The organism is Mycolicibacterium sichuanense, assembly GCF_033741125.1.
Lineage (GTDB): Bacteria > Actinomycetota > Actinomycetes > Mycobacteriales > Mycobacteriaceae > Mycobacterium.
In genome coordinates, this window is the sequence record NZ_JAWQPU010000001.1 from 867,763 (window position 1) to 890,917 (window position 23,155).

At 67.8% G+C, this 23,155-nt stretch carries 26 protein-coding genes; 8 read left to right on the top strand and 18 right to left on the bottom strand.

The annotated features are described in order from the left end of the window. Positions 1-140: 140 nt before the first annotated feature. The 12 genes from SBI80_RS04165 to SBI80_RS04220 all read right to left on the bottom strand — a co-directional run bounded on the left by SBI80_RS04165 (position 141) and on the right by SBI80_RS04220 (position 10,479). A complete protein-coding gene (locus SBI80_RS04165) occupies positions 141-536 on the bottom strand; it encodes an Rv3143 family two-component system response regulator (protein WP_318973141.1) in 396 nt (131 codons plus the stop codon). Positions 537-608: 72 nt separating this feature from the next. Further along, on the bottom strand, positions 609-986 hold the full coding sequence (locus tag SBI80_RS04170) for a nuclear transport factor 2 family protein (RefSeq protein ID WP_318973142.1): 378 nt from the start codon (positions 984-986) through the stop codon (positions 609-611). 11 nt (positions 987-997) lie between these two features. Beyond that, complete coding sequence (locus SBI80_RS04175; protein WP_318973143.1) at positions 998-1,321, bottom strand: DUF6285 domain-containing protein; 324 nt, start codon at positions 1,319-1,321, stop codon at positions 998-1,000. Further along, the gene (locus tag SBI80_RS04180; protein ID WP_318973144.1) at positions 1,318-2,289 is read right to left on the bottom strand and encodes a phosphotransferase family protein; all 972 of its coding nucleotides are present in this window, start codon (positions 2,287-2,289) and stop codon (positions 1,318-1,320) included. The genes SBI80_RS04175 and SBI80_RS04180 overlap by 4 nt, the downstream gene beginning before the upstream one ends. Further along, positions 2,286-3,551, bottom strand: coding sequence for an acyl-CoA dehydrogenase family protein (locus tag SBI80_RS04185; RefSeq protein ID WP_318973145.1), 1,266 nt, complete (start codon positions 3,549-3,551; stop codon positions 2,286-2,288). The genes SBI80_RS04180 and SBI80_RS04185 overlap by 4 nt, the downstream gene beginning before the upstream one ends. A 27-nt stretch (positions 3,552-3,578) precedes the next feature. Next, positions 3,579-4,196, bottom strand: a complete 618-nt coding sequence (locus SBI80_RS04190) for a TetR/AcrR family transcriptional regulator (protein WP_318973146.1) — start codon at positions 4,194-4,196, stop codon at positions 3,579-3,581. An 8-nt stretch (positions 4,197-4,204) separates the two neighbouring features. Next, a complete protein-coding gene (locus tag SBI80_RS04195; RefSeq protein ID WP_318973147.1) occupies positions 4,205-5,122 on the bottom strand; it encodes a hydroxymethylglutaryl-CoA lyase in 918 nt (305 codons plus the stop codon). Continuing rightward, positions 5,119-6,324, bottom strand: coding sequence for a CaiB/BaiF CoA transferase family protein (locus tag SBI80_RS04200; protein WP_318973148.1), 1,206 nt, complete (start codon positions 6,322-6,324; stop codon positions 5,119-5,121). Before SBI80_RS04200 ends, SBI80_RS04195 begins: the two co-directional genes overlap by 4 nt. Beyond that, entirely contained in the window at positions 6,321-7,511 is a 1,191-nt protein-coding gene (locus SBI80_RS04205) for an alpha/beta hydrolase family protein (protein WP_318973149.1), read from the bottom strand. Before SBI80_RS04205 ends, SBI80_RS04200 begins: the two co-directional genes overlap by 4 nt. Beyond that, complete coding sequence (locus SBI80_RS04210) at positions 7,508-8,626, bottom strand: homogentisate 1,2-dioxygenase (RefSeq protein WP_318973150.1); 1,119 nt, start codon at positions 8,624-8,626, stop codon at positions 7,508-7,510. The genes SBI80_RS04205 and SBI80_RS04210 overlap by 4 nt, the downstream gene beginning before the upstream one ends. A gap of 91 nt (positions 8,627-8,717) precedes the next feature. Then, positions 8,718-9,872 carry an acyl-CoA dehydrogenase family protein gene (locus tag SBI80_RS04215; RefSeq protein ID WP_318973151.1) on the bottom strand — a complete coding sequence of 385 codons (1,155 nt, stop codon included), beginning with the start codon at positions 9,870-9,872 and terminating at the stop codon, positions 8,718-8,720. Between the two features lie 40 nt (positions 9,873-9,912). After that, the gene (locus SBI80_RS04220) at positions 9,913-10,479 is read right to left on the bottom strand and encodes a TetR/AcrR family transcriptional regulator (RefSeq protein WP_318973152.1); all 567 of its coding nucleotides are present in this window, start codon (positions 10,477-10,479) and stop codon (positions 9,913-9,915) included. 242 nt (positions 10,480-10,721) lie between these two features. Here SBI80_RS04220 and SBI80_RS04225 point away from each other — a divergent pair, with 242 nt between their 5' ends. Then, complete coding sequence (locus tag SBI80_RS04225; RefSeq protein ID WP_318973153.1) at positions 10,722-11,696, top strand: esterase family protein; 975 nt, start codon at positions 10,722-10,724, stop codon at positions 11,694-11,696. 22 nt (positions 11,697-11,718) lie between these two features. Here SBI80_RS04225 and SBI80_RS04230 read toward each other — a convergent pair whose 3' ends face one another. The 5 genes from SBI80_RS04230 to hisN all read right to left on the bottom strand — a co-directional run bounded on the left by SBI80_RS04230 (position 11,719) and on the right by hisN (position 16,535). Then, complete coding sequence (locus SBI80_RS04230; protein ID WP_318973154.1) at positions 11,719-12,717, bottom strand: acrylyl-CoA reductase family protein; 999 nt, start codon at positions 12,715-12,717, stop codon at positions 11,719-11,721. A gap of 36 nt (positions 12,718-12,753) precedes the next feature. After that, complete coding sequence (locus tag SBI80_RS04235; protein WP_318973155.1) at positions 12,754-13,962, bottom strand: acyl-CoA dehydrogenase family protein; 1,209 nt, start codon at positions 13,960-13,962, stop codon at positions 12,754-12,756. A gap of 33 nt (positions 13,963-13,995) precedes the next feature. After that, positions 13,996-15,405, bottom strand: coding sequence for an acyl-CoA dehydrogenase family protein (locus tag SBI80_RS04240; protein ID WP_318973156.1), 1,410 nt, complete (start codon positions 15,403-15,405; stop codon positions 13,996-13,998). A gap of 112 nt (positions 15,406-15,517) precedes the next feature. After that, the gene (locus SBI80_RS04245; protein WP_318973157.1) at positions 15,518-15,664 is read right to left on the bottom strand and encodes a hypothetical protein; all 147 of its coding nucleotides are present in this window, start codon (positions 15,662-15,664) and stop codon (positions 15,518-15,520) included. A gap of 91 nt (positions 15,665-15,755) precedes the next feature. Continuing rightward, positions 15,756-16,535, bottom strand: a complete 780-nt coding sequence (gene hisN, locus SBI80_RS04250) for a histidinol-phosphatase (RefSeq protein WP_318973158.1) — start codon at positions 16,533-16,535, stop codon at positions 15,756-15,758. Positions 16,536-16,559: 24 nt separating this feature from the next. Here hisN and SBI80_RS04255 point away from each other — a divergent pair, with 24 nt between their 5' ends. Together SBI80_RS04255 and SBI80_RS04260 are read left to right on the top strand one after the other, a co-directional pair. Then, the gene (locus SBI80_RS04255; protein ID WP_318973159.1) at positions 16,560-16,943 is read left to right on the top strand and encodes a hypothetical protein; all 384 of its coding nucleotides are present in this window, start codon (positions 16,560-16,562) and stop codon (positions 16,941-16,943) included. A gap of 19 nt (positions 16,944-16,962) precedes the next feature. Then, positions 16,963-17,370, top strand: a complete 408-nt coding sequence (locus SBI80_RS04260) for a PPOX class F420-dependent oxidoreductase (protein ID WP_318973160.1) — start codon at positions 16,963-16,965, stop codon at positions 17,368-17,370. Between the two features lie 28 nt (positions 17,371-17,398). Here SBI80_RS04260 and SBI80_RS04265 read toward each other — a convergent pair whose 3' ends face one another. Next, the gene (locus SBI80_RS04265; RefSeq protein ID WP_318973161.1) at positions 17,399-18,763 is read right to left on the bottom strand and encodes an FAD-dependent oxidoreductase; all 1,365 of its coding nucleotides are present in this window, start codon (positions 18,761-18,763) and stop codon (positions 17,399-17,401) included. Positions 18,764-18,886: 123 nt separating this feature from the next. On the opposite strand from SBI80_RS04265, the gene prfB reads away from it, so the two are divergent. From prfB to ftsX, 5 genes are read left to right on the top strand one after another with little or no spacing between them, the layout of a single operon-like run. Next, positions 18,887-20,002 (top strand): peptide chain release factor 2, encoded by a 1,116-nt coding sequence (prfB, locus tag SBI80_RS04270; protein ID WP_318973162.1) that lies wholly within the window; start codon positions 18,887-18,889, stop codon positions 20,000-20,002. Continuing rightward, the gene (locus SBI80_RS04275) at positions 19,992-20,978 is read left to right on the top strand and encodes a mechanosensitive ion channel family protein (RefSeq protein WP_318973163.1); all 987 of its coding nucleotides are present in this window, start codon (positions 19,992-19,994) and stop codon (positions 20,976-20,978) included. The genes prfB and SBI80_RS04275 overlap by 11 nt, the downstream gene beginning before the upstream one ends. Next, positions 20,975-21,529, top strand: a complete 555-nt coding sequence (locus tag SBI80_RS04280) for an Rv3103c family proline-rich protein (protein WP_318973164.1) — start codon at positions 20,975-20,977, stop codon at positions 21,527-21,529. The genes SBI80_RS04275 and SBI80_RS04280 overlap by 4 nt, the downstream gene beginning before the upstream one ends. Positions 21,530-21,570: 41 nt before the next feature. Continuing rightward, positions 21,571-22,260: a cell division ATP-binding protein FtsE gene (gene ftsE, locus SBI80_RS04285; protein ID WP_318973678.1), complete on the top strand. Its 690-nt coding sequence runs from the start codon at positions 21,571-21,573 to the stop codon at positions 22,258-22,260. Beyond that, entirely contained in the window at positions 22,261-23,154 is an 894-nt protein-coding gene (gene ftsX / locus SBI80_RS04290; RefSeq protein ID WP_318973165.1) for a permease-like cell division protein FtsX, read from the top strand. The last annotated feature ends 1 nt before the right edge of the window (position 23,155 follow it).

Below are 23,155 nucleotides of genomic sequence, written 5' to 3' on the forward strand. Positions count from 1 at the left end.
TGTGAGCTACGACACAGCTTAGTCTCGTTAACGGTCGCCTTGAAGCATTTTGGCTAGGATCGAATCAAGCAGCTGCGCGCCGACGCATAGTCGCCCGCTCGTCGCGAGAAGCGAACGGCGTCAGGCTATTTCATGCTGGTTCAGGGCGTCCTTGGGCGCAGCAGCGCAGCCACGGCCTCGCCGAGCCGGATCGGGTCGATGGGGTGCGGGACGGCTGCCTCGGCCCGCGACCAGGAGGCCAGCCACGCGTCGTCGGGGCGTCCGGTGAGCACCAGGATCGGCGGGCAGTCCGCCACTTCGTCCTTCAGCTGCTTGGCCAAGCCCATCCCGCCGGCTGGAGTGGCCTCGCCGTCCAGGATCGCGAGGTCGATGCCGCCGCGGTCGAGGTTCGCCACGACGACCGGTGCGGTCGCGACGTCCAGGTACTCCAGTTCCGGCAGGTCGGGATGAACCCGCTTGCCGAGCGCGCTGCGGACCCGTTCGCGGGTGCGGGCGTCATCGCTGTAGACCAGGATCTTCAGGGATGGCTGGGGCACGCAGCCGATGCTACGACGGCGGACGCGCCGATGACATCGGGTTCGGGGTTACCGGACCGAGACCGGCACCGATCATCGCAGGAGCGGGGCGACGTCGGCCGGGTCGAAGTACTCGTCGATTCGAGTGATCGAGCCCTCGGCGCCGATCTTGACCACGATGCAGACGCGCAGCGCAATCGACGTGCCGTTCACCCCGTCGGCGTGCAGGACGTGCTGCTGGACGAAGCCGCCGTCGAAGACTTGCCGGTCCAGCACCTCGTAGCGCCGCGTCGTGGTGGACCGGATGAACCAGCCGATCACCTTGAGGGCGCGGGTTCGGTCGTCGTCGGCGGTGTCGCCGCTGTGCCACACCGAGACGTCGGCGGCCCAGAGTTCCCCGACGGCGGATTGGTCACCGCGTTCGATGGCGCCGAAGAGCGCGTTCGCGACGTCGGTCGGCGAGGCAGGCATCGTGGTTGCTCCTACGGTTGGTCGTATCCGGGATGGGAGACGGCGAGCCGCCGGCCCACCAGGGTGCGCAGCGTCGCCATGACCTCGGCACCGCGGTCGTCGAGCTCGCCGCGGCGAATGGCGCTCGCGAGGGCGCGTTCATCGTCGAACCCAAGCAGATCTGGTGGCGGGCCCTCGGCGAGCAGTTCGCGCTCCACGGTGCGCAGTGCGTTGGCGGCCACCCTCGCGTGGAAGTTGACGGCCCCCGTCGTCGCGTCCCGGACGTCGGATTCCAGGAACTCGGCCACCGCGGCCACCAGTTCGGCGGCCGACGGACGGCCGTAAAGCTCAGTCATCGCGCCTCCAGAAGGGTGAGCAGGTCGAACTCGGTCTCGCAGACGCGACGTCCGATGGCCGCGAGCTCGACCGATCGAGTCTGCCCCGAGAGGTGGCGCTCGGCCTGATAGCGGCAGATCACGCCCCAGCGCAGTGTCGAGAGCACCAGCCACCAGTGCATCGCTACGCGGTCCAGCGCCATGCCGGCGGTGGATTCGTAGGCGCGCAGGAAGTCCTCGATGCTCCCGAGCCCGCCTGCCCCGAGTGCCACTGGAGCGCCGAAGCGCCACGCCCGGATGCAGAACCAGGCCAGGTCCTCGTAGATCTCCCCGCGGTGGACGAGCTCCCAGTCCAGCACCGCCGCCATTCGGGCCGGGCGCACACCGGTGTCGACGATGAGGTTGCCCATCCGAAAGTCGCCGTGCACCAGGACGTTCGACGAGGGTGGCGGTCGATTGGCGGCCAACCACCGGAACGCCCACTCGAAGGTGGCCGTGGTATCACCCATCTCGTCGAGCTGAGCGTGCGATTCCTCGAGCGGATCGGAGTCTTCGAGACCGATGCCTGCGGGGTCCGCCCGGTGGATCTCGGCCAGCGCCACCGCGCACTGCCGCAGCAGGTCGGCCCGGGAGACGTCGTCGAGCGCTCGCTGGATTCGCCGTACGATGGTCTCCCCGCCGACGAAGTCACACACCAGAAACGGGTTGCCAAGTGCGGCAGCGGAATTGCTGGCCACCACCACGTGGGGAACGGGAGCACCCCGAACGGCGGCCCGCCTCAGTGCCGCGGCCTCCAGTTCCATGCTCGCGTGAATCTCGTCCGGCGGCCCGATGCGCAGGATCAAGGTGCGTGGACCATCCGCACCGTCGACGTCGAACGCCAACGTGGTGCGGCTCGCGCCACCGGTGAGCATGCGCAGGTTCGCGACCCGAACGTCACCGAGCTCCGGTGCCAGGACGCTCTCGAGGGCGGTGGCATCGACGCTCACGCGCTCGGTTCCTCGCGTGGGCGGGCCGAGCGGCCGAACCCGAACAGCCGCTGCGCTACCCGGCGGATCTGGATCTCCTCCGCGCCCTCGGTGATCCGATAGCGACGATGATGCCGGTAGATGTGCTCGAACGGCTCATGGCGGCTGTAGCCGATGCCGCCGTGCACCTGCATGGCGCGGTCGGCGGCCTCGCACACCAGGCGGTTGGCGCGGTAGTTGGCCATCGACACCTTGTCGCTGACCTCCATGTGGTGGTCGCGGTCCAGGTGCCAGGCGGCATAGTAGACCAGCAGACGCACCATCTGCGCCTCGGTCTGCAGCTCCACCAGTGGCCACTGCACCGCTTGGTTCACCGACAGCGGCTTGCCGAACACGATGCGCTCGGAGGCGTAGCCGGCAGCGCGGTCGATGCAGTACTGGGCCGCGCCGAGGCTGCTGGCGGCTTGCCGAATCCTGTTCTCGTGCAGAAAGGTCTGGCCCACCTCCAGACCGTGGTCCACCTCGCCGAGGACCGCGTCGAGCGGCACCCGGACGTCCTTGAGTTCCACCTCGGCGTGGTCGGTTGGCATGTTGAACGTCCACCAGTAGAACGGCACGGTGAAACCGGGCGCGTCGCATGGCACCAGGAACGCCGTGATCCCGGTTGCCTGTCCGGCCCGTCCGGACGTTCGCGCGAAGACCAGGTCGTGGGTGGCCCGATGCACACCGGTGTTCCACCGCTTGGCCCCGTTGATCACCCACTCGTCGCCGACGAGTTCGGCGGTGGTCTCCATCCAGGTGGCATCGGAACCGTGGTTCGGCTCGGTGAGTCCGAACGCCATCGACCGCGAGCCCGTCAGCAGCGCCTCGACCCAGTCCCGCTTCTGCGCGTCGGTGCCGAACCGGTCCATCATGATGACCTGCGGGAAGTTGCCGACGATCGACGACTCGTCCTGAAGGTCGTTGTGCAGGCCCAGCCCTCGGTGCGCCAGATGCTCGCGGATGACGGCCATGTCCAGGTTGGTGCCGTCGCGGCCGCCGAACTGGGCGGGCAGTCCATAGCGCAGCCAGCCCGCTGCGTCGGCGCGGAGGCGCATCTCGTCGAGGAGGTCCTCCCAGGCCCGCTGGGGGATGCCGCCGTGCTCCCAGTCGGTACGGGCATGCTCCCGCCGCTGATCGAAGTACTGCATGTGTTCGCGCTCCAGCGGCACGATCTGCGAGTCGATGAACGCGTCCATCTCGGCGAGCAGGCCCGGAAGATGTTCTGGCAAGGCGAAATCCACACTGATTCCCTTCTCGAGGTGCAACCATCAAGACCCGTAGAGCGTCTTCATCCAAATCGTCGACAGGGTGCGCACGGCGTTCTCGTCGGTGTTCGTCACCCCAAGCCTGGCGGTGTCCTCGCGCAGGTACACCGTGGTGAACCGCTCGAAGAGCAGGGAGATCGCCAGCGCGGTGTGCTCGGGATCGAGATCGGCTCCGTAGCCCTGTTCCTGGGCGCGCAGCACCGAGGCGCGCACGATATCGATACCGAAACGCCGAAATTCGTTCTGCAGTATGGTGAATCGCGGCTGCACCGATGCCAGCTGGTCGACGGCGACCATGATCCCGATGTTCTGCTTGAACATGTTCCAGTAGCCCGTCACCGCAGACGTGAAGAACTCGGTGTCCTCCGCGGAGTCGGGCAGGTGCACCTGAGCGCCCAGCGGGGCGACCACGTCCCGCAGGAACGAGTCGGCCAGCACGGCGAGCAGGTCTTCCTTGTCGCTGTAGTACCGGTAGAAGGCGGCGGGGGACCTGCCCGCCGCCGAGGTGATCTCGGTCAGCGTGGTCCCGTGGAAGCCACGCTCGGCGAACAGTTTTCGCGCAGCCGACTCGATGGCGTCCCGGGTCTGGCGGCCCTTGGGGGTGAGCGAGGTGGCGGGCATGCGCGCGCTCAGTTCAGGATTCGGTCGCCGGCGCGCAGCAGCGCGCTCGGCAGCTCGTGACCGACGGCCGCCCTGGCGACCTCGGCGGCGTGGATCGCCGAGCGAAGATCGACGTCGACGCCGATACCGCTGTCGCGCAACAGGTAGACCAGGTCCTCGGTGGCGATGTTGCCGCTGGCGCCAGGGGCGAAGGGACAACCGCCGAGCCCGCCGACGGAGGCGTCGAGTCGCCGGACCCCCGCGATGACGGCGGCGTACGCGCTTGCCAGTCCCGCGCCGCGGGTGTCGTGGAAGTGCGCGCCGAGCGGCAGGGTGCCGATGATCGGCTGGATCAGCGCGACGAGGTCGGTGACCCGTCGCGGCGTTGCGGTGCCGATCGTGTCGGCGATCGCGATCCTGTCGACCCCGATCTCGACGGCCGCGGTGGCCACGTCCAGCACCCGTCGCGGGTCGGTCGGGCCGTCGAAGGGACAGTCCCACGCGGTCGCGACGATCACCTCGATCGTCGCGCCGCTCTCGTGGGCGATCCGCGCGATGTCGGCGATCATGTCGGTGGACTCGGCAGTGGAGCGGCCGACGTTGGCGCGGCTGTGACCGTCGGCCGCGGACACCACGTACTCGATCGACTCCATGCCTGCGGCGATCGCCCGGCCGGCCCCGCCGGTGCCGGCGACCAGCGCCGAGAACTGGACTCCGTGGGCTTCCCGGAAGCGGGGCAATTCGGCGGCCAGGGCGGCGGCGTCGGCGAGCGCGGGCACCTTCGACGGTGAGACGAACGCCGTCGCCTCGACCTCGCGCACCCCGGTCGCCACGACGGCCTCGAGCAGTTCGAGCTTGGCGGACAACGGGATCGGGGTCTCGATCTGCAGTCCATCGCGCAGGCAGACCTCGCGGATGGTGACGTGGTCTGCGAGTGTGTCCGTCACAGCACTCCCTCCGACCGCAGGGTCTCGAGTTCGTCGGCGCACCTGCCCAGCAGATCGCCGTACACCTCGGTGTTGTGCTGGCCCGGCGCGAGCGAACCCGCAGTGCGGATGGTTCCTGGTGACTCGGACAGTACCGGCACCACCCCGGGCCCCTTAACGTTGCGTCCGATCCGTTCGTCGTAGTGGTCGGCGATCATGCCCCTGGACAGCAGTTGGGGGTCGGTCACGACCTCGGCGACGGTGTTGATCGGCCCGCTGATCACCCCGGCCGCGCCCAGCGTCTCGATGATGTCACCGGGCTGGCGCCGCCCGGCCCAGTCACCGATGATCTGGTCGAGCTCGTCCTGGTTGCGACCGCGCGCGACGTGGTCCCGGAACCTGGCATCGTCGGCTAGCTCGGGTTGGCTCATCGCCGCGCACAGTCGGCGGAACACCGTGTCCTGGTTGGCCGCGATCACCACCCAGCTGCCGTCGGCGCTGCGGTAGATGTTCGAGGGCGCGATGCCTTCCAGCCGGGTGCCCGACGGCCCCCGCACCACGCCGCCGACGTCGTAGTCGGGGATGGTGGATTCCTGCACGGCCAAACAGGATTCGGTCAACGCCGTGTCGACGACCTGACCCTCACCGGTGACGGTGCGGCGGTACAGGGCAGCCAATGCGCCCTGCGCGGCGAACATCCCGGCAAGGCTGTCGCCAAGGGACAAGGCCAGGCGCGGGGGCGGCCCGCCCGGGAAGCCGTTCATGTGGCGCAGCCCGCTGGCCGCCTCGGCGACCGAGGCGTAACCGGCCTTGAGCGCCTCTGGACCGGTCTGCCCGTAACCCGAGACGCGCACCAGGATGATCCCCCGGTTGCGTTGCCGCAGAACGTCGTAACCCAAGTCCCACTTCTCCAGGGTGCCCGGCCGGAAGTTCTCCACGATGACGTCGGAGCGCTCGACCAGATCCAGGAACAACTCGCGGCCCCTGGGCGTGCGGAGGTTGAGGGTGACGGCCTTCTTGTTGCGGGCATGGACCGTCCAGAAGAAGTGGTGTCCGTCGACCTCGGCCTGCCCCCAGGTGCGCAGCGGGTCGGGAGCGCCCGGCGGCTCGATCTTGATGACCTCGGCACCCATGTCGCCAAGCAGTCGCCCGGCGAAGGGCCCCGAGATCAGTGTGCCGACCTCGATGACCCGGATGCCGTCCAGTGGGCCCGTGGGAGTCATGGCGCGAACCCATGGCGCCGCAGCCAGTCGGTGACGACGCCGACGGCCTCACGCAGCGTGCCGCGCTGATCCTGGCCCGCGTAGTAGTGGTTGGCGCCTGCGATCTCGTACATCTCCTTGTCCGGGTGCCCGATCGCCTCGAAGAGCCGCCGGGTGTGGCTGGGCGTACACGCATCGTCGGCGAGGTTGCCGATCACCAGGGTGGGCACCGCGACGTCGGGTCCGGCCTTCAAGGCATCGCCGTTGGCGTCGTCGTAACTCCACTGCGAGAGCCAGCTGCGCAGCGTGCAGAAGCGCGCCAACCCGACGGGGGAGTTGTTCACCACCCGTGGGTCGCCCAGGTAGCAGGTGCCGGGCGTGCGGTCGTTGGGGTCGACCGTCGGATCCAGCCACCGCGGGTCGGCCATGGTGCCGTGCACGACGAAGGCGAACTCGTCGTCGGGACGCCCCGCGTTCTTCAGCTCGGCCAGTTTGTCCTTGACCCAGGCCGTGATTCGGCGATTCCTGGCGATCTGCGCCGCGTGGTAGCGCTCCAGGAATTCCTGGGTGTACGGCGGTTGATTGGGGTTGGCCGGGTCGTACAGGTCCAGTTCGGGATCGCGCCTGGACGGATCGGACTCGTCGAGGATGGAGGCGTCCATCCACTCGGTCATGGTGCCGTGCCTGCTGATGTGGGCAGCCAGCAGCATGATGCCGTCGGCGGGGATGAGGTCGAGCTTGGTCAGATCCGGGCCGTCACCGGACGGGCTGGCGGTGATCGTCGGATGCTGCGCCTGCTGCTGGTAGAAGACCGACAGCGAGCCACCGCCACTCCAGCCGGCGAGCACCACCTTGGCGTAACCGAGCCGGTTCTTGGCGTCGGAGATGCACTGCCCGAGGTCCTCGACGACCTTCTCCATCAGCAGCGCCGAGTCGGTGCCACGGAAGCGGCTGTTGCAGTAGATGACGTGATTGCCGGCGCGGGCCAGGGCATTGATCATGGGTAGGTACGCGCCACCGCCGATCGGATGCATGAACACCAGCACGGTGTCCGAAGGCCTGTCCTTGGGCTTGAGCAGGTAGCTCTCCAGCACGACGAGATCGGCGACGCCGCCATAGACGTCGCGAACCGCCGAATCATTCTGGTAGGCAATCAGATACGGGATGCGCTCGTAGTCGAACGCGACCGGCTTCGCCGTCGTCGTCACTGGTGCTGTCCAAGATCGTTGGCCAGCACCTCGGCCGAGGGGACCAGGCGACGGCGGGTGTCGATGGCGATCACCGACCAGTCCACCCGGTCGTACTCGTCGAACTTGCGACGGGCGCGCTCGCGGGCCTTCTCCGGCGCGCCGTGGTGAACGCCCTGCGGCGCATGCGAGATCAGTCCCGGTGGCATGGGGATCCCGTACAGCGAGCCGCTGTGGAAGAACGCGATCTCGTCGAAGTCCACATTGCGGTGATACCACGGCGTGCGCTCGGTTCCCGGTACGGACTCGGCCCGCTTGGGCAGGAAGTTCATCACGTACACGCCGGTGGCCTGCATGAACAGGTGCACGGTCGGGGGGAGGTGCACACTGTCCGAGGTCACGACGTTGTAGTCGGCGATGTTGAAGGTGAACGCGAAGTTGTCCCCGCGCCAGCCTTCGACGTCGAGTGGATGGTGTTGGTAGAACAGCGACGTCGGGCCACCCTCGTGGATCAACCGGACCTCGTACTCGCCGTCGTGGTGCGGCCCGTCGCCGTCGTCGATCGGTGCGGGCTCCGGAATGACGGCTTGCGAGGGGTCGAAGGGGAAGTGCCGGCCCAGCTGTGCGGGCGGCGGCACCCGGAACTCGTCGGTGGCCTGGATCATCAGCAGCGTCGTCGCTCCGGCCTCGCCGGGGTCGGGCACCTGCCGCCACGTGCATGCCTTCGGCACGTAGACCCAGTCGCCGGGGCGGTAGCGCAGCGGACCGAATTCGGTCTCGAGCAGTCCGGCACCCTGATGCACGAAGAACAGGACGTCGCCGTCGACGTAGCGCACGAAATGGGGCATGGGCTCGGTGCGCGCCGACAGCAGTACCAGGCAGTCGGCGTTGGAGAACATCAGAAGGGGACCGCCGTTGGCGTCGGTGGCGTCACTGGGTTTGAGCTCGGTGGACAGCACGTCGACGGGGCGCAACGGTCCAACCGTTCGAAATGCCGTCGGATCGTGGCGCCGGTAGATGTTGGCGGTTCGGCCGGTGAATCCGCCGCGACCGAGTTCGTCGTCCTTGAGCCCGTCGAGGTCGGCGTGCAGGCGCCGTGGCGTCCTGCCCTTGCGGAGGTGGACGAACGATTCCATGACTGTCTCCCCTGTCATCGGTGACGGTGCAAACTGAAACTGACGTTACTTTTATGTTCGTGCCGGAGCAAGGCCTCGACGAGGCCGGGTCTCAGACCATCGCCGTCGGCGGGACGCTCATCCCGAGGTTTAGCGCTCCGGCGAGTTCGCGGCTGGTGTCGTAGTCGAAGACGACGTGACCGGAGATCACGTCGACGTCGCGTTTGAAGCGTTGCAGGGGACTGTCGAGGAAGTGGGCGCTCGCTCCGGAGGCTTCGGTCAACGCCGCGATCACCGCGCGCGACTCGTGCACGAGGTGAGCGGCCGCCAGCCGGGCGTCGCCGCGTACCGCCATGGGTACCGCATCACCCGCCTCGACGATGTCCCCGATGGTGCCGACGGTGTCGGCGAGCAGTGCCCGCAGGGCCCGCAGACGCACGGCCGCCTCGCCCAGATGGGCCTGGGCGATCGGCTTGTCGCGCTGCTTGACCCCCTCGTAGGCCAATGTTCGCCCCGCCAGCCGCTCGGCATAAAGCTCGAGCACCCGCTCGGCGCTGCCGAGCGCGGGCATCGCCGCCAGCAGTGCGAGGGCGGGCACCAGCGGCCAGCGATAGGTCGCCGAGTCGTGCAGGCCCGCACCGGGCGCGGTGCCGCGGTAGACGTCGATCACGCGGACGAGTCGGTGCTCCGGCACGAAGGCGTCCGTGACCACGACGTCGTTGGAGCCGGTGCCCCGCATCCCGTCGGTGTGCCAGACGTCCTCCACGACGAAGTCGCCGGCGGGCAGCAGGGCCATGGCGGGGTAGATGGCGTCGTCTGGTCCGCACAGGGCGCCCACCATCAGCCAGTTGCCCGCCATCACCCCCGTTGCCCACGACCACCGCCCGGACAGCCGGATGCCCCCGTTGGCGGGCAGGCCGCGGCCGCTGGGTGCCAGCGGAGCGGGCGCCAGGAACGGCCGGGTCGCGAAGGCCTCGGCCTGCGCCTGTTCGTCGAACAGCGCCAGCATCCAGTTGTGCAGGGCGTAGAAACCGATGGTCCACGCGCTGGAGGTGCAGCCGTGAGCCATCCGCCGGACGGGATCGAGCAGCGCGGGGAAGTCGGCCTGCTGGCCGCCGAAGCGATGGGGCACCAGGAGATCTGTCAGGCCGCAGGCGCGCACCTCGGCGAGCGTGGCGTCGGGCAGGCGGCGCAACTGCTCCGCCTCGCGGGCGCGGTCGGCCAGACGATCGACGAATTCATCGGTGATGCCGTCGGTGGGCTGCATGCCGCGCGACGCTACCATACTAAAAAGTATGGAGAGCGGATCACGGAGTCAGCATGAGGTCCAGGAAGCGCTCGCTACGGGCTGCTTGACGTGCATCGGGGGTCGGCCCGGACAGGTGCAGGAACCCGATCCCGGCGGCAAAGGTGGCGTTGGCCCGCAGGTCGGCCTCGTCATCGTCGAAGCCGTGGTCCAGGAAGGCCTGACGCACGGCCCGTAGCAACCGCCGGTCCGCCGCACGCACGCTCTGGGCGACCGCTTCGTCCGAGCGCGCCCACTCCCGCATCGCCCGCTCCAGCGTCCAGTGCCGGGGGCTGACCAGAGCCGACATCATCGCCGACAGGCGCTCCCGAGGCGCCATCCGGTCCAGCTCGTCGACCGTCGTACGGTCGTCGTCACGCAGGGTTCCCCAGGATGCGACGAGCGCGGCGCGGTAGCTCGGCATGCCGTCGAAGTGCCAGTAGAAGCTGCCCTTGGTCACGCCGAGGCGGTCGCACAACCGGTCGATCTTGAGTGCCACTAGGCCTTCCTCGGCCACGATTTCGTAGCCCGCGCGAATCCAGTCGTCGAGTCCGAGACGGTTGCCAGCTGGACTGGAGGAACGGGCCATGACCTGCAGCTTACGGCGCTGAGACGCCGGTCGGCTGACGCTCGCGTCAGTCGACTCGCCCCCGGACTGGGTGGCTGGTGATGCTTGCCACATGTTTTACTTCGTGTCGACAAATCAATACAGAGGTCCGCCCGCTCACGCGGCGCGGGCGCGGCTGTCGGGTGATCCCGCCGCCGCTTTGGGCGATCTAGCATCGCAGGAGTCGACGGTTGACCCGTAACAGGAACTGGATGGATTCGTAGATGTTCGTTGACGGAATTCTCGGGCGCTGGGCGCGCCGACTACTGATGGCGACCATGGCGGTTGTTCTGCTGCCGGGCATGATCGGCGCGGTAGGGGGCAGTGCGACGGCGGGGGCGTTCTCCCGTCCCGGTCTTCCCGTGGAGTACCTGATGGTGCCGTCGGCGGGGATGGGCCGCGACATCAAGGTGCAATTCCAGAGCGGCGGCCCGAATTCGCCCGCGGTCTACCTGCTGGACGGTCTGCGCGCGCAGGACGACTTCAACGGCTGGGACATCAACACCCAGGCCTTCGAGTGGTACCTCGACTCCGGGCTGTCGATCGTGATGCCGGTCGGTGGCCAGTCCAGCTTCTACAGCGACTGGTACCAGCCGGCGTGCGGCAAGTCCGGCTGCCAGACCTACAAGTGGGAGACGTTCCTGACCTCGGAGCTGCCGAATTACCTGGCCTCCGAGAAGCAGGTCAAGCCCACGGGCAGCGCGGCCATCGGTCTGTCGATGGCCGGCTCGGCATCGATGACCCTGGCGATCTATCACCCCCAGCAGTTCATCTACGCCGGTTCGCTGTCGGGCTTCTTGAACCCGTCCGAGGGATCGTGGCCGTTCCTGATCAACATCTCGATGGGTGACGCCGGTGGCTACAAGGCCAACGACATGTGGGGCGCCACGGAGGACCCGAACAGCGCCTGGAAGCGCAACGACCCGATGGTGAACATCCAGCAGCTGGTCAACAACAACACCCGGCTCTGGGTCTACTGCGGCAACGGCACCCCCAGCGATCTCGGTGGCAACAACGTGCCCGCCAAGTTCCTCGAGGGTCTGACCATCCGCACCAACAGGACGTTCCAGGACACCTACATCGCCGACGGCGGCAAGAACGCGGTCTTCAACTTCCCGGACAACGGTACGCACGACTGGCCGTATTGGGGATCGCAGCTGCAGCAGATGAAACCCGACCTCATCAGCCACCTGCTCTGAGTGGTCCGGGTGGCGGGCGCGCTCAGAACCCGCCCGCCACCCGCACCACCGCTCGACCCGAGAACTTGCCCTCCCGCACCCGATCGATCACCTCGACGACGTCCTTCACGTCGACGTCCTGGGTGATCTGGGGGAGCCGCCGCGGCTTGAGCGAACCACCGAGTAGCGCCCACAGCTCGCGACGCGGGCCGATGGGCATCATCACCGAATCCATGCCCAGTAGCGCGATGCCGCGCAGGATGAACGGCAGCACGGTGGTGTGCAGGGCCGACCCACCCGTGAGCCCGCTGGCAGCCACTGCACCGCCGTAGGAGACCGTGCTGAGGACGTCGGCGAGGGTCGCACCCCCGACGCAATCGACGGCACCCGCCCAGCGGGTCTTGCCCAGCGGCCGTGGCTTGGCGTCGGGGTCGGCGGGCAGCCGGGGGATGACGTCGGCGGCGCCGAGGTCCTTGAGCCGATCGGTGGCCTCGGGTTTGCCGGTCGACGCCACCACCTCGTAGCCCGCTGCCGACAGCAGGTCCACCGCGACCGATCCCACACCGCCCGTGGCACCGGTCACGACGATCGGCCCGTCCGAGGGGTCGATTCCGCGGGCGATCAGCGCCTGCACGCTCATGGCCGCCGTGAAGCCTGCGGTGCCGATTGCGGCCCCCTCGTGGGGCGTCAGCGGGCCCAGCGCCACGATCTGGTCGGCTGGCACCCTGGCGTACTCGGCGTAGCCACCGTGGCGGCCGGTGCCGATCTCGTAACCATGGGCCAAGACCAGATCGCCGACGGCGAACTGGTCGGAGGACGACTGCACGACCTCGCCGGTGAGGTCGATGCCGGGCACGATCGGATAATCGCGCACCACGCCGCCGTTGGGCGTCAGCGCCAACGCGTCCTTGAAGTTGACGCTGGAGTAGGCGACCCGGATCGTCACGTCGCCCGGTGGCAGGTCCGATTCGCCGAGGGCCTCCACCGTCGCAGTGATGCCGTCCTCGCCCTGGCGGGCGACCAATGCCTGAAAGTCATCCATGCAGCCGACGTTAGCGTCTCGGCCGCCGGAGGTCCGCTACTTCAGTTGAGCCGACGAGAGGCCGAGCAGCCGGCGCGCGACGACGAGCTGCTGAATCTGCTGGGTGCCCTCGAAGATGTCGAGGATCTTGGAATCCCTGGCCCACTTCTCCAGCAGCGTCTCCTCGGAATAGCCGGTGGTGCCGGCCATTTCGACGGCCTTGAGGGTGACGTCGCTGGCCACGCGGGCGGCCTTGGCCTTGCCCATCGAGGCTTCCTTCGAGTTCGGGATCTTGTTGTCGGCCTGCCACGCCGAGCGCAGGGTCAGCAGGTAGCCGGCCTCCCATTCGGCCTCCATGCGCAGGAACTCCGCGGCGGGGGCGCTCTGGGCGTGGGCGGGCTTGTCGTAGGAGATCTCCACGCCCGCGTCGGTCAGGATCTTGCGGAGCTGCTCGAGCGAGGCGCGCGCGACGCCGACGGCCATCGCGGCCACGATCGGCCTGGTGTTGTCGAAGGTCTCCATGACCCCCGCAAAACCCTTGTCCACCTGGATCTCTGGGCTCCCCAGCAGGTTCTCCTTGGGGATCCGGGCGTTGTCGAACCGGATCGCGGCGGTGTCGGAGGCCTTGATGCCGAGCTTGTGTTCGAGGCGCTCGACGGTGACACCGGGATGCTCGCGCGGCACGATGAAGGACTTGATGGCCGCGCGGCCCTTGGTCTTGTCCAAGGTGGCCCACACCACGATGTGGCTGGCCCTCGAACCCGCGGTGACGTAGATCTTCTCACCGTTGATCACGTACTCGTCGCCGTCGAGCTTGGCGGTCGTGGTCACCGCCGCGGAGTCGGAGCCGAACCCGGGCTCGGTGATCGCCATCGCGGCCCACACCTTGCCGAGCCGTTCGAGCTGTTCCTCGGTGGCGACACTGGAGATTGCCGCGTTGCCGAGCCCCTGATAGGGGACCGAGAGCAGCAGTGCGACGTCGCCCCAGCTAATTTCGATGGCGTTGACGAGCGCGGACATATTGGCGCCGTTGACGTTCTCCTTCGGACCGTCGGCGCCGCGGAAGGCCTCGGCACCCGCGAACGAGATGGTGTTGGCCTCGGACATGCCCTCGAACAGGTCCGCGAGGGTGTCGAGTTCGATCGGGTAGGCGTGCTCGGAGAGGTCGTACTTGCGCGAGATCGGACGCAGCATCTCGGCGGCGCCGTCGTGCGCCATGTCGATGACTGCCTGAAGCTTCTTCGGCATTTCCAGATTGATTGCCATGACTGGTCTTCCGTTCCTGGTCTGATTCGGCCGTTAGAGGACGACGACACCCTCGGCGACGCCGAGTGCGCGCAGATCGCGGTACCACCGTTCGACGGGGTGCTCCTTGGTGAAGCCGTGGCCGCCGAGCAGCTGCACGCCGTCGAGGCCGATCTGCATGCCCTTGTCGGTGGCGATGCGCTTGGCCAGCGCGGCCTCGCGGGCGAACGGCAGACCCTGTTCGGCGCGGGAGGCGCCCCGCCAGGTCACCAGTCGCAGCCCGTCGAGCTCGATGGCGATGTTGGCGCACATGAAGGCCACCGACTGCCGGTGGGCGATGGGTTCGCCGAACGCCTCGCGCTCCTTGACGTAGGGCACGACGTAGTCGAGCACGGCATGAGACGTGCCGACCGCCAGTGCGGCCCAACCCAATCGGGCCAGGGCGATGGCGTCGGCGTAGTTCTGGGCGTGGTCGGCCTCGGTGGCGTCGTCACCGCCGAGGCGGTTGTGCAGGGGCACGGCCACGTCGTGGAGTTCGACGAGGCCGAGGGCTGCCGCCCGCACCCCCATGCTGGGATCGGCCTTGACCGAGAGTCCCTCGGAGGCCGACTCGACGAGGAACAGTGCCGGCTTGCCGTTCAGCTGAGCACCGATGATGAACAGCTCTGCGTCGGCGGCGGCCGGTACGAGCGACTTGACCCCGGTGAGCCGGTACCCGCCGGGGGTGCGGACGGCGACGGTCTTGAGTGCGGTCGGGTCGAACAGCGGCTGCGGCTCGGCGATCGCGACGCACGCCTGCGGCACATTCTCGCCGGCGAACTCGGGCAGGTAGGTGGCCTGCTGGTCGGCCGAACCCCAGTGGGTCAGCGCCGAGGCCACACCCCCCGGCGCCAGGATCGGCAGTGCCAGACCCATGTCGCCGTAGGCGAGCGCCTCGGCGACCAGCGCGTTGGTGACCGTGCTGCGGTGAGCCGCGATGCCGTCGAAGTCCTCGGGGATGTTGATCGCGGTGACGCCGATCTCGGTTGCCTTGGCGACCAGCCCGGCCGGATGGGCCGCGGCGGCGTCGGCATCGTGAGCGGCCGGCCGCAGGAGCTCTTCGGCGAACTCCGCCACGGTCTCGACGATCATCTTCTGCTCGTCGTCGGGGGTGAGGTCGAAGTAGTCCGCGCCGCTGGTCTTGAGGCGGGTCGGCGGCTTGCCGCCACTCTGCACCCGCTTGAAGGTGCGGGTGGTGGCTCCCAGGGTCGAGAACGTGGTCTTGACGCCGTAGCGCAGCCCGCGGTTGAGGGGGTCACGCAGGCCGTACTTGTCCAGGAACTCCTGCCCGAGAAGTGGCGTCAGCACCGCTAGGGCGACGGACGTCGGCGAGCGCTTGTGCTTCTGCAGGCCCACGGAACTCTCGGAACCGGTCCGCGGGGGGCGCTTCTTGGAACCGTTGGTCGAAGGGAGGGTGTTGGTCATGTTGGCAGCCTCGCGTCAGTTGGGCAGTGCTATACGACCGTATCTTACTCCTGAGTAAGGTACGGCGGATCTGTAACCAACGTCACGCGCGAGGAGGCGCCGAGCCGCGTCGTCAGTCGTCGCCGGGGGGCGGTCCCATCGGCACGAGGACGGGCGTGAACGGCACGCTGATCCGCGGGTCGGCCACTGCGGCCGGTGCGACGAGCGCAGCGCCCAGTCCAGTCAGGGCGGCCGCGGCGAGGATCGTGGACTTCTTCATCCAGCTGACCGTAGGGAAGCCGGGTTGCCCGGGGAATAGGGGAATTCCCTATTCTTTCGGCATTCCTGCCGCGCTTCGGCTCGTCACCGGATCAGCGCGGGGTGATGCCGGCGAGGACCTGGTCATGGAGCAGCCCGTTGGTGGCGACGGCGCTTCCGCCGTGCGGACCCGGCTGGCCCTCCACGTTGGTGAAGCGGCCGCCCGCCTCGCGAACGACGATGTCCAGCGGGGCCAGGTCCCAGAGCTTGACCTCGGGCTCGGCGACGACGTCCACCGCCCCCTCGGCGAGCAGGCAGTACGACCAGAAGTCGCCGTATCCGCGGACCCGCCACACCGCGTCCGTGAGCTCGAGGAAGCGGGGGCGCCGCTCCTCCCACCCGACGAGGTCGGAGAACGACAGGCTGGCCGCGTCGAGGGCCGAGACGCCGGAGACCGAGATGCGCCGGGTGGCGCCGTTGAAGGACGCGAATGCCCCTTCGCCGGAACCCGCCCACCACCGGCGGGCCAGGGCCGGCGCACTGACCACGCCGACGGTGGGCACGCCGTCCTCGAGTAGCGCGATCAGCGTCGACCAGACGGGTACGCCGCGAACGAAGTTCTTGGTGCCGTCGATCGGGTCGAGCACCCACTGCCGACCGGCGAACACCGCGGTGCCACCGAACTCCTCACCGAGGACGGCGTCCTCGGGTCGGTTCGCGGCGAGCAGTCCACGCAGCAGTTCCTCCGCCGATTCGTCGGCGTCGGTCACCGGCGTCAGGTCCGGCTTGGTGTCCACGCGGAGGTCGAGCGCACCGAACCTGTCCAAGGTGAGGGCGTCGGCCTCGTCGGCCATCCGGAGGGCGAGCTCGAGGTCGTCGGAGATGGTGCTCATGGGAGCAGTCCTACCATGGGCGGTGTGTTCGAAATCCTGGTGATCCTGCTCATCGTCGGTGCCATCGTTCTGCTGTTGGCACCGCGGATCATGCGGGGCCGCGGCCCGGCTGGCGTCGGCAGGCCCGGCGCCGAGCTCGCGCAGGGCACGTTGCTGGTCACGGGCGTCAGCGCGGGGCCCGATTCGGACGGCTCCCAGAACGTGACGATCACCGGGGTGATCAACGGTCCCACGGTCCGCGAACACGAGGTCTACACGCGCATGGTCATGAACGTCGGTGCCTCGCCGACCATGGGACAGCTGATCCCCGTCCTCTATTCGCCGAAGAATCCCGACAAGTGGGGATTCGCTCCGACTCAGGCTCCCGACGTGCCCGACGCGCCGACCGGACCGACCGAACTTCGCTGACCGGGTGTAAGACGGGACCATGCCGCAATCACTGCCCGAGGGCCTGCTCGACCTCCTGCGCCGTCCGAGCCCGTGTTTCATCGCCACCCTGATGCCAGACGGATCCCCGCAGCTGACCGAGACCTGGGTGAGCACCGACGGTGAGAACGTCGTCATCAACATCGTCGACGGCATGCAAAAGGCCCGCAACATCGCGAGGGATCCGCGGGTCGCCGTGAACGTCGTCGATCCGGACGACGTCCGGCGGTTCTATGCGGTCCGCGGCCGGGTGGTGAAGGTGACCTCCGAGGGCGGCCGCGAGAGCATCCACGAGATCTCGCACAAGTACACGGGCGCGCCGTACGCGTTCTACAGCGGCAATCCCGACGAGACGCGGTTGCTGATCACCATCGAGGCCGATCGGGTGACGCCACCAGCTGGGGAGTGATCTCCTCACCCATACTCGGCGCGTCTCCTCAGCCGTGCCCGATCCGCAGTAGGTCCGCCACGCTGGTCAGCTTCACCCGAGGCCGACCGTGTGGCTCACCGGCGCCCCGCTCGTGGGCGTCGATCAACTTCCAGTGGTCGTCCGTGACCAGCTGCGGTTGGCGCGACAGCAGCCACTCGACGGCGTCCTCGCCGGAGCCCGACGGCTCTCTGCCCACGAGATCGGCCACCAGGGTGTCCACCGTGGCGGCCGAGTCCTTCTTGTTGCTGCCGATCACCCCCGATGGGCCGCGCTTGATCCAGCCCACGACGTATTCGTTGCGGCTGCCCTCGATTCGACCGTCGGTGTGCGGGATGGTGCCCGAGCGTGCGTCGAACGGCAGTCCCGGCGTCGGTATGCCCCGGTAACCGACCGCGCGCACCACCAGCTCGGCGGGGAGGTCTTCGCGAAAACCGGTGTCCTTGGCCACCATTCGGCCGCCGTCGTTCACCAGCTCGTTGCGGCCGAGCACGATCGAGGAGACCGCGTCGGTTCCCCGGATCTCGATGGGGGAGGTGTGGAACCGAAACACGATGCGGCGCTTGGCGCCCCGCGGCTCGCGATCGGCGTATCCACGCAACACCTTGATGTTTTGCTTGGCCGTCTTGCCCGCCGCCTCGATCTCCTCGTCGGTGAGGTCGGCGACGTCGGCCGGATCGACGATCACGTCGACGTCGGCCATCGCCTCCAGGTCGCCCAGCTCCCGCAACTCCAGCGTCGTGAAGGTGGCCTGCAGCGGGCCGCGGCGCCCGAGCACCACCACCTCCTGAACGCCCTTGGCGTGCAGGGACTCCAAGGCGTGGTCGGCGATGTCTGTGTTGGCCAGGGCGGTGGGATCGCTTACCAGGATCCGGGCCACGTCGAGAGCCACGTTGCCGTTGCCGATCACCACGGCGCGTCCGGACGTCAGCTTCGGTGCCATCTCCACGAAGTGCGGATGGGCGTTGTACCAACCGACGAAGTCGACGGCGGCCACGCTGCCGGGCAGATCCTCGCCGAGGATGCCCAGCGGGCGGTCGGACTGGGCACCCACCGCGTAGATGACCGCGTCGTAGCGCTCGGCGAGTTCGGCGGCCTGCACGTGGTCACCGACCCTGATGTTGCCGAAGAAGCGAAAGCGCGGGTCGTTGGCGGTCTTCTCGAACTGGGCGCTGATGGTCTTGATCTTCGGGTGGTCGGGTGCGACGCCGGACCGCACCAGCCCCCACGGGGTCGGCAGCATCTCCAGCATGTCGACGCGGACGTCTTTGGGCTGCTCGGAGCCCTGCGTGGAGTCGGCGAACTTCAACAGTGATGCGGCCGCGAAGTAGCCGGATGGACCGGCACCGACGATCGCCACACGGTATGGGCGCAAGGGATGAGCCTTCCCGAGGAAGCGTGTTCGAGCCGGTGATGCGCAAGGGGGCTGTCGCGACGTCACCGGCCTGGTTACCAAGCCGATGCTAGACCCGCAGAGCGGTCGGTACCCTGAACTCCCGTGGATCCCGACCGGCAAGAAGACATCGCAGCGCTCGACACCACTTTGACGACGGTGGAGCGGGTGCTCGACGTCGACGGGCTACGCGGCCGCATCAAGACCCTCGAGGACGCCGCGTCCGACCCCAAGCTGTGGGACGACCAGTCGCGGGCCCAGAAGGTGACCAGCGAGCTGTCGCACGCCCAGAGTGAACTGCGGCGCGTCGAGGAGCTCCGGCAGCGACTCGAGGACCTCCCGGTGATGTACGAACTCGCCGCCGAGGAAGAGGGCGCCAGCAGCGCCGAGGCGCTCGCCGACGCCGACGCCGAACTCGCCAAGCTCCGCGAGGACATCGAGGCCATGGAGGTCCGCACCCTGCTGTCGGGGGAGTACGACGAGCGCGAGGCCGTCGTGACGATCCGTTCGGGTGCCGGTGGCGTCGACGCCGCGGACTGGGCTGAGATGCTGATGCGGATGTACATCCGCTGGGCGGAGAAGCACGACTACGGCGTCGAGGTGTTCGACACCTCCTACGCCGAGGAGGCCGGCATCAAGAGCGCGACCTTCGCCGTGCACGCCCCGTACGCCTACGGCACGCTCTCGGTCGAGCAGGGCACGCACCGGCTGGTGCGCATCAGCCCGTTCGACAACCAGAGCCGGCGTCAGACGTCCTTCGCGGACGTCGAGGTGCTGCCGGTGGTGGACACCGCCGATCACATCGACATCCCCGATGGTGACGTGCGCGTCGACGTCTACCGGTCCAGTGGGCCGGGTGGGCAGTCGGTGAACACCACCGACTCGGCGGTACGCCTGACTCACATTCCGACCGGTATCGTGGTGACCTGCCAGAACGAGAAGTCGCAGCTGCAGAACAAGGTTTCCGCGATGCGCGTTCTGCAGGCGAAGTTGTTGGAGCGCAAGCGCTTGGAGGAGCGCGCCGAGATGGACGCGCTCAAGGGTGACGGTGGCAGTTCGTGGGGCAACCAGATGCGGTCCTACGTCTTGCACCCGTACCAAATGGTCAAGGACTTGCGTAACGATTACGAAGTCGGAAATCCCGCAGCGGTACTCGACGGCGACATCGACGGATTCCTGGAAGCGGGCATCCGTTGGCGCAATAGGAAAGATGACGACTAGGTATTCAGCGATCGGTTGGTCGCAGACGTGGCACGACTTCTGGCGCGGTGGCATCGGGGAGTGGATCCTCACGCGGGGTCTGAAGATCGCGCTGTTGGTCATCTTCGCGATGCTGGCGGCGCGCTTCATCAGCTGGGTCGCCCAGAAGGTCACCCGCCGCATCGACGCGGACTTCCAGGAGACCGATCAGCTGGTGCGCACCGAGAGCGCCAAGCACCGGCAGGCGGTCGCATCCGTCATCTCCTGGGTGTCGATCGCCGTGCTCTTCGTCGTCGTCGCGGTGGACATCACCGACGTACTGGCAATTCCGGTGGGTTCGCTGGTCGCCCCCGCGGCGGTACTTGGTGCGGCGCTGGGCTTCGGTGCCCAGCGCGTCGTGCAGGACCTGCTGTCGGGCTTCTTCATCATCACCGAGAAGCAGTACGGGTTCGGTGACCTCGTCGCGTTGACCGTCGCGGGCATCGCCGCGCCGGCCGAGGGCACGGTGGAGGACGTCACGCTGCGCGTCACCAAGCTTCGCTCCACCGAGGGCGAGGTCTTCACCATCCCCAACGGTCAGATCGTCAAGACCATGAACCTGTCCAAGGACTGGGCGCGCGCGGTGATCGACATTCCGGTGCCGACCAGTGCCGATCTGACCCGCGTCGACGAGGTGTTGCACGGAGTCAGTGAAACCGCCATGAAGAACGCCAGCCTGCGCAAGCTGCTGCTGGATCCGCCGCAGGTGATGGGCGTGGAGAGCATCGAAGTCGACACCGTGAACTTGCGTATGGTCGCGCGTACGTTGCCGGGCAAGCAGTTCGAAGTCGGCCGCCAGCTTCGGGTGCTGGTGATCGCCGGCCTGATCCGGGCCGGCATCGTCACCTCGGCGGACACCTCGCCCTCGGTGAACACGATCCCCAGTCCCGCCACCGTCACCCCGTCACCGTCCCAGGGTGGCCAGGCCGAGGCGCAGACCGCGGAGGATGCGCGATGAGCCTCTGGGATTGGGTCACGCGCCGGCGCACCGACCGCGGTTGGCCGGGTTACATGATCAACGGCCGCATCCGAACCTCGACCGCTGCCCTCGTCGTGGCCTTCATCGTGATCTCGTGGGTGCACAACGCCTACCAGCCGCCCGCGTCGACGCCCAGCACGCCCGAGACCGCCCAGGTGGTGCCGCCGGGGTTCATGCCCGACCCGGAGTACACCTGGGTGCCGCGAACCAATGTCCAGACCCAGCCCAGGACGACGACGTACCGGCCCACGCCGACGACGACGGAGACGACGACCGAGACCACCACGACGAGCGAGCCGACGGAGTCCGTTGCGCCCACCAGCCCGACCACGAGTGGCTCGGAGAACCCGACGACAGTCGTCGACCCCGACGGTCCCGGCCCGCTGCCCCCGACGACCGTCACCGGAACCGCCCCGTCGAGTACCGCGCTGCTGCCGGTGCCGAACAGATCGGGCACGTCGACGACCACCACCACGACCGTCGCGCCCGGCGCGGGAGTGCTCTTCCCACCCCCCGCGCCCCCCGGGTAGTCCGGTTGCCGGACGCGACCCGGCTACACTGGCGTGCCGTGATGATCACCCTCGACCACGTGAGCAAGCAGTACAAATCCTCGGCACGCCCAGCTCTGGACAACGTCTCGCTCAAGATCGACAAGGGGGAGTTCGTCTTTCTCATCGGGCCCTCCGGTTCGGGCAAGTCGACCTTCATGCGGCTGCTCCTCGCCGAGGACACCCCGACCCACGGCGACATCCAGGTCTCGAAGTTCCACGTCAACAAGTTGCCCAGCCGACACATCCCCGGCCTGCGGCAGGTGCTTGGTTGCGTGTTTCAGGACTTCCGTCTGCTGCAGCAGAAGACCGTGTTCGAGAACGTGGCGTTCGCCCTCGAGGTGATCGGGAAGCGGTCCGACGTGATCAACCGGGTGGTGCCCGACGTCTTGGAGATGGTGGGCCTGTCCGGCAAGGCGAACCGACTCCCCAGCGAGCTGTCCGGCGGTGAGCAGCAGCGCGTCGCCATCGCGCGGGCGTTCGTGAATCGGCCGCTGGTGCTGCTGGCCGACGAGCCGACGGGCAACCTCGACCCCGAGACCAGCAAGGACATCATGGATCTGCTCGAGCGGATCAACCGCACCGGTACGACGGTGTTGATGGCGACCCACGACCATCACATCGTCGACTCGATGCGCCAGCGAGTCATCGAACTGGAGCTGGGACGACTGATCCGCGACGAACAGCGCGGTGTCTATGGAATGGATCGCTAAGTGCGCTTCGGCTTTCTCGTCAACGAAGTCCTCACCGGGCTTCGTCGCAACGTCACGATGACGGTCGCCATGATCTTGACGACCGCCATCTCGATCGGCCTGTTCGGCGGCGGCTTGCTCGTCGTGCGTCTGGCCGACAGTTCCCGCAACATCTATCTGGACCGCGTCGAGAGTCAGGTGTTCCTCACCAACGACGTCTCGGCCAACGATCCGACCTGCGACTCCGATCCGTGCAAGGCGCTGCGCAAGCAGATCGAGGATCGCGACGACGTCAGATCCGTCCGCTTCCTGAACCAGCAGGACGCCTACGACGACGCGATCAAGAAGTTCCCGCAGTACAAGGACGTCGCAGGCAAGGACGCATTCCCCGCATCCTTCGTGGTCAAGCTCGACGACCCCGAGCAGCACAAGCAGTTCGACGAGGCGCTCAAGGGTCAGCCCGGTGTGCTGAACGTGCTGAATCAGAAGGACCTGATCGACCGGCTCTTCGCGGTGCTCGACGGGTTGAGTGCGGCGGCGTTCGCGGTGGCGCTGGTGCAGGCGGTCGGCGCGATCCTGCTCATCGCGAACATGGTTCAGGTCGCCGCCTACACCCGAAGAACGGAGGTGGGCATCATGCGATTGGTCGGCGCGAGCCGGTGGTATACCCAGCTGCCGTTCCTCGTCGAGGCGATGCTGGCGGCCTTCATCGGTGTGGTGATCTCGATCGTGGGCCTGATCCTGGTGCGGGCGCTGTTCCTGGAGAGGGCGCTCAACCAGTTCTATCAAGCCAATTTGATCGCCCGAATCGATTACGCGGACATCCTCTACATCTCGCCGATCCTGCTGCTGGTCGGCGTGGCGATGGCAGGTGTCACGGGCTACGTCACCCTGCGGCTGTACGTGCGGCGTTAGC

What these genes read in the sequence shown, in the direction of transcription:
- SBI80_RS04170 (WP_318973142.1), bottom strand. Translation starts at nt 986, where the DNA reads ATGCCTGCCTCGCCGACCGACGTCGCGAACGCGCTCTTCGGCGCCATC.
- SBI80_RS04175 (WP_318973143.1), bottom strand. Translation starts at nt 1,321, where the DNA reads ATGACTGAGCTTTACGGCCGTCCGTCGGCCGCCGAACTGGTGGCCGCG.
- SBI80_RS04190 (WP_318973146.1), bottom strand. Translation starts at nt 4,196, where the DNA reads ATGCCCGCCACCTCGCTCACCCCCAAGGGCCGCCAGACCCGGGACGCC.
- SBI80_RS04200 (WP_318973148.1), bottom strand. Translation starts at nt 6,324, where the DNA reads ATGACTCCCACGGGCCCACTGGACGGCATCCGGGTCATCGAGGTCGGC.
- SBI80_RS04210 (WP_318973150.1), bottom strand. Translation starts at nt 8,626, where the DNA reads ATGGAATCGTTCGTCCACCTCCGCAAGGGCAGGACGCCACGGCGCCTG.
- SBI80_RS04215 (WP_318973151.1), bottom strand. Translation starts at nt 9,872, where the DNA reads ATGCAGCCCACCGACGGCATCACCGATGAATTCGTCGATCGTCTGGCC.
- SBI80_RS04220 (WP_318973152.1), bottom strand. Translation starts at nt 10,479, where the DNA reads ATGGCCCGTTCCTCCAGTCCAGCTGGCAACCGTCTCGGACTCGACGAC.
- SBI80_RS04225 (WP_318973153.1), top strand. Translation starts at nt 10,722, where the DNA reads ATGTTCGTTGACGGAATTCTCGGGCGCTGGGCGCGCCGACTACTGATG.
- SBI80_RS04230 (WP_318973154.1), bottom strand. Translation starts at nt 12,717, where the DNA reads ATGGATGACTTTCAGGCATTGGTCGCCCGCCAGGGCGAGGACGGCATC.
- SBI80_RS04235 (WP_318973155.1), bottom strand. Translation starts at nt 13,962, where the DNA reads ATGGCAATCAATCTGGAAATGCCGAAGAAGCTTCAGGCAGTCATCGAC.
- SBI80_RS04240 (WP_318973156.1), bottom strand. Translation starts at nt 15,405, where the DNA reads ATGACCAACACCCTCCCTTCGACCAACGGTTCCAAGAAGCGCCCCCCG.
- SBI80_RS04245 (WP_318973157.1), bottom strand. Translation starts at nt 15,664, where the DNA reads ATGAAGAAGTCCACGATCCTCGCCGCGGCCGCCCTGACTGGACTGGGC.
- hisN (WP_318973158.1), bottom strand. Translation starts at nt 16,535, where the DNA reads ATGAGCACCATCTCCGACGACCTCGAGCTCGCCCTCCGGATGGCCGAC.
- SBI80_RS04260 (WP_318973160.1), top strand. Translation starts at nt 16,963, where the DNA reads ATGCCGCAATCACTGCCCGAGGGCCTGCTCGACCTCCTGCGCCGTCCG.
- SBI80_RS04275 (WP_318973163.1), top strand. Translation starts at nt 19,992, where the DNA reads ATGACGACTAGGTATTCAGCGATCGGTTGGTCGCAGACGTGGCACGAC.
- SBI80_RS04280 (WP_318973164.1), top strand. Translation starts at nt 20,975, where the DNA reads ATGAGCCTCTGGGATTGGGTCACGCGCCGGCGCACCGACCGCGGTTGG.
- ftsE (WP_318973678.1), top strand. Translation starts at nt 21,571, where the DNA reads ATGATCACCCTCGACCACGTGAGCAAGCAGTACAAATCCTCGGCACGC.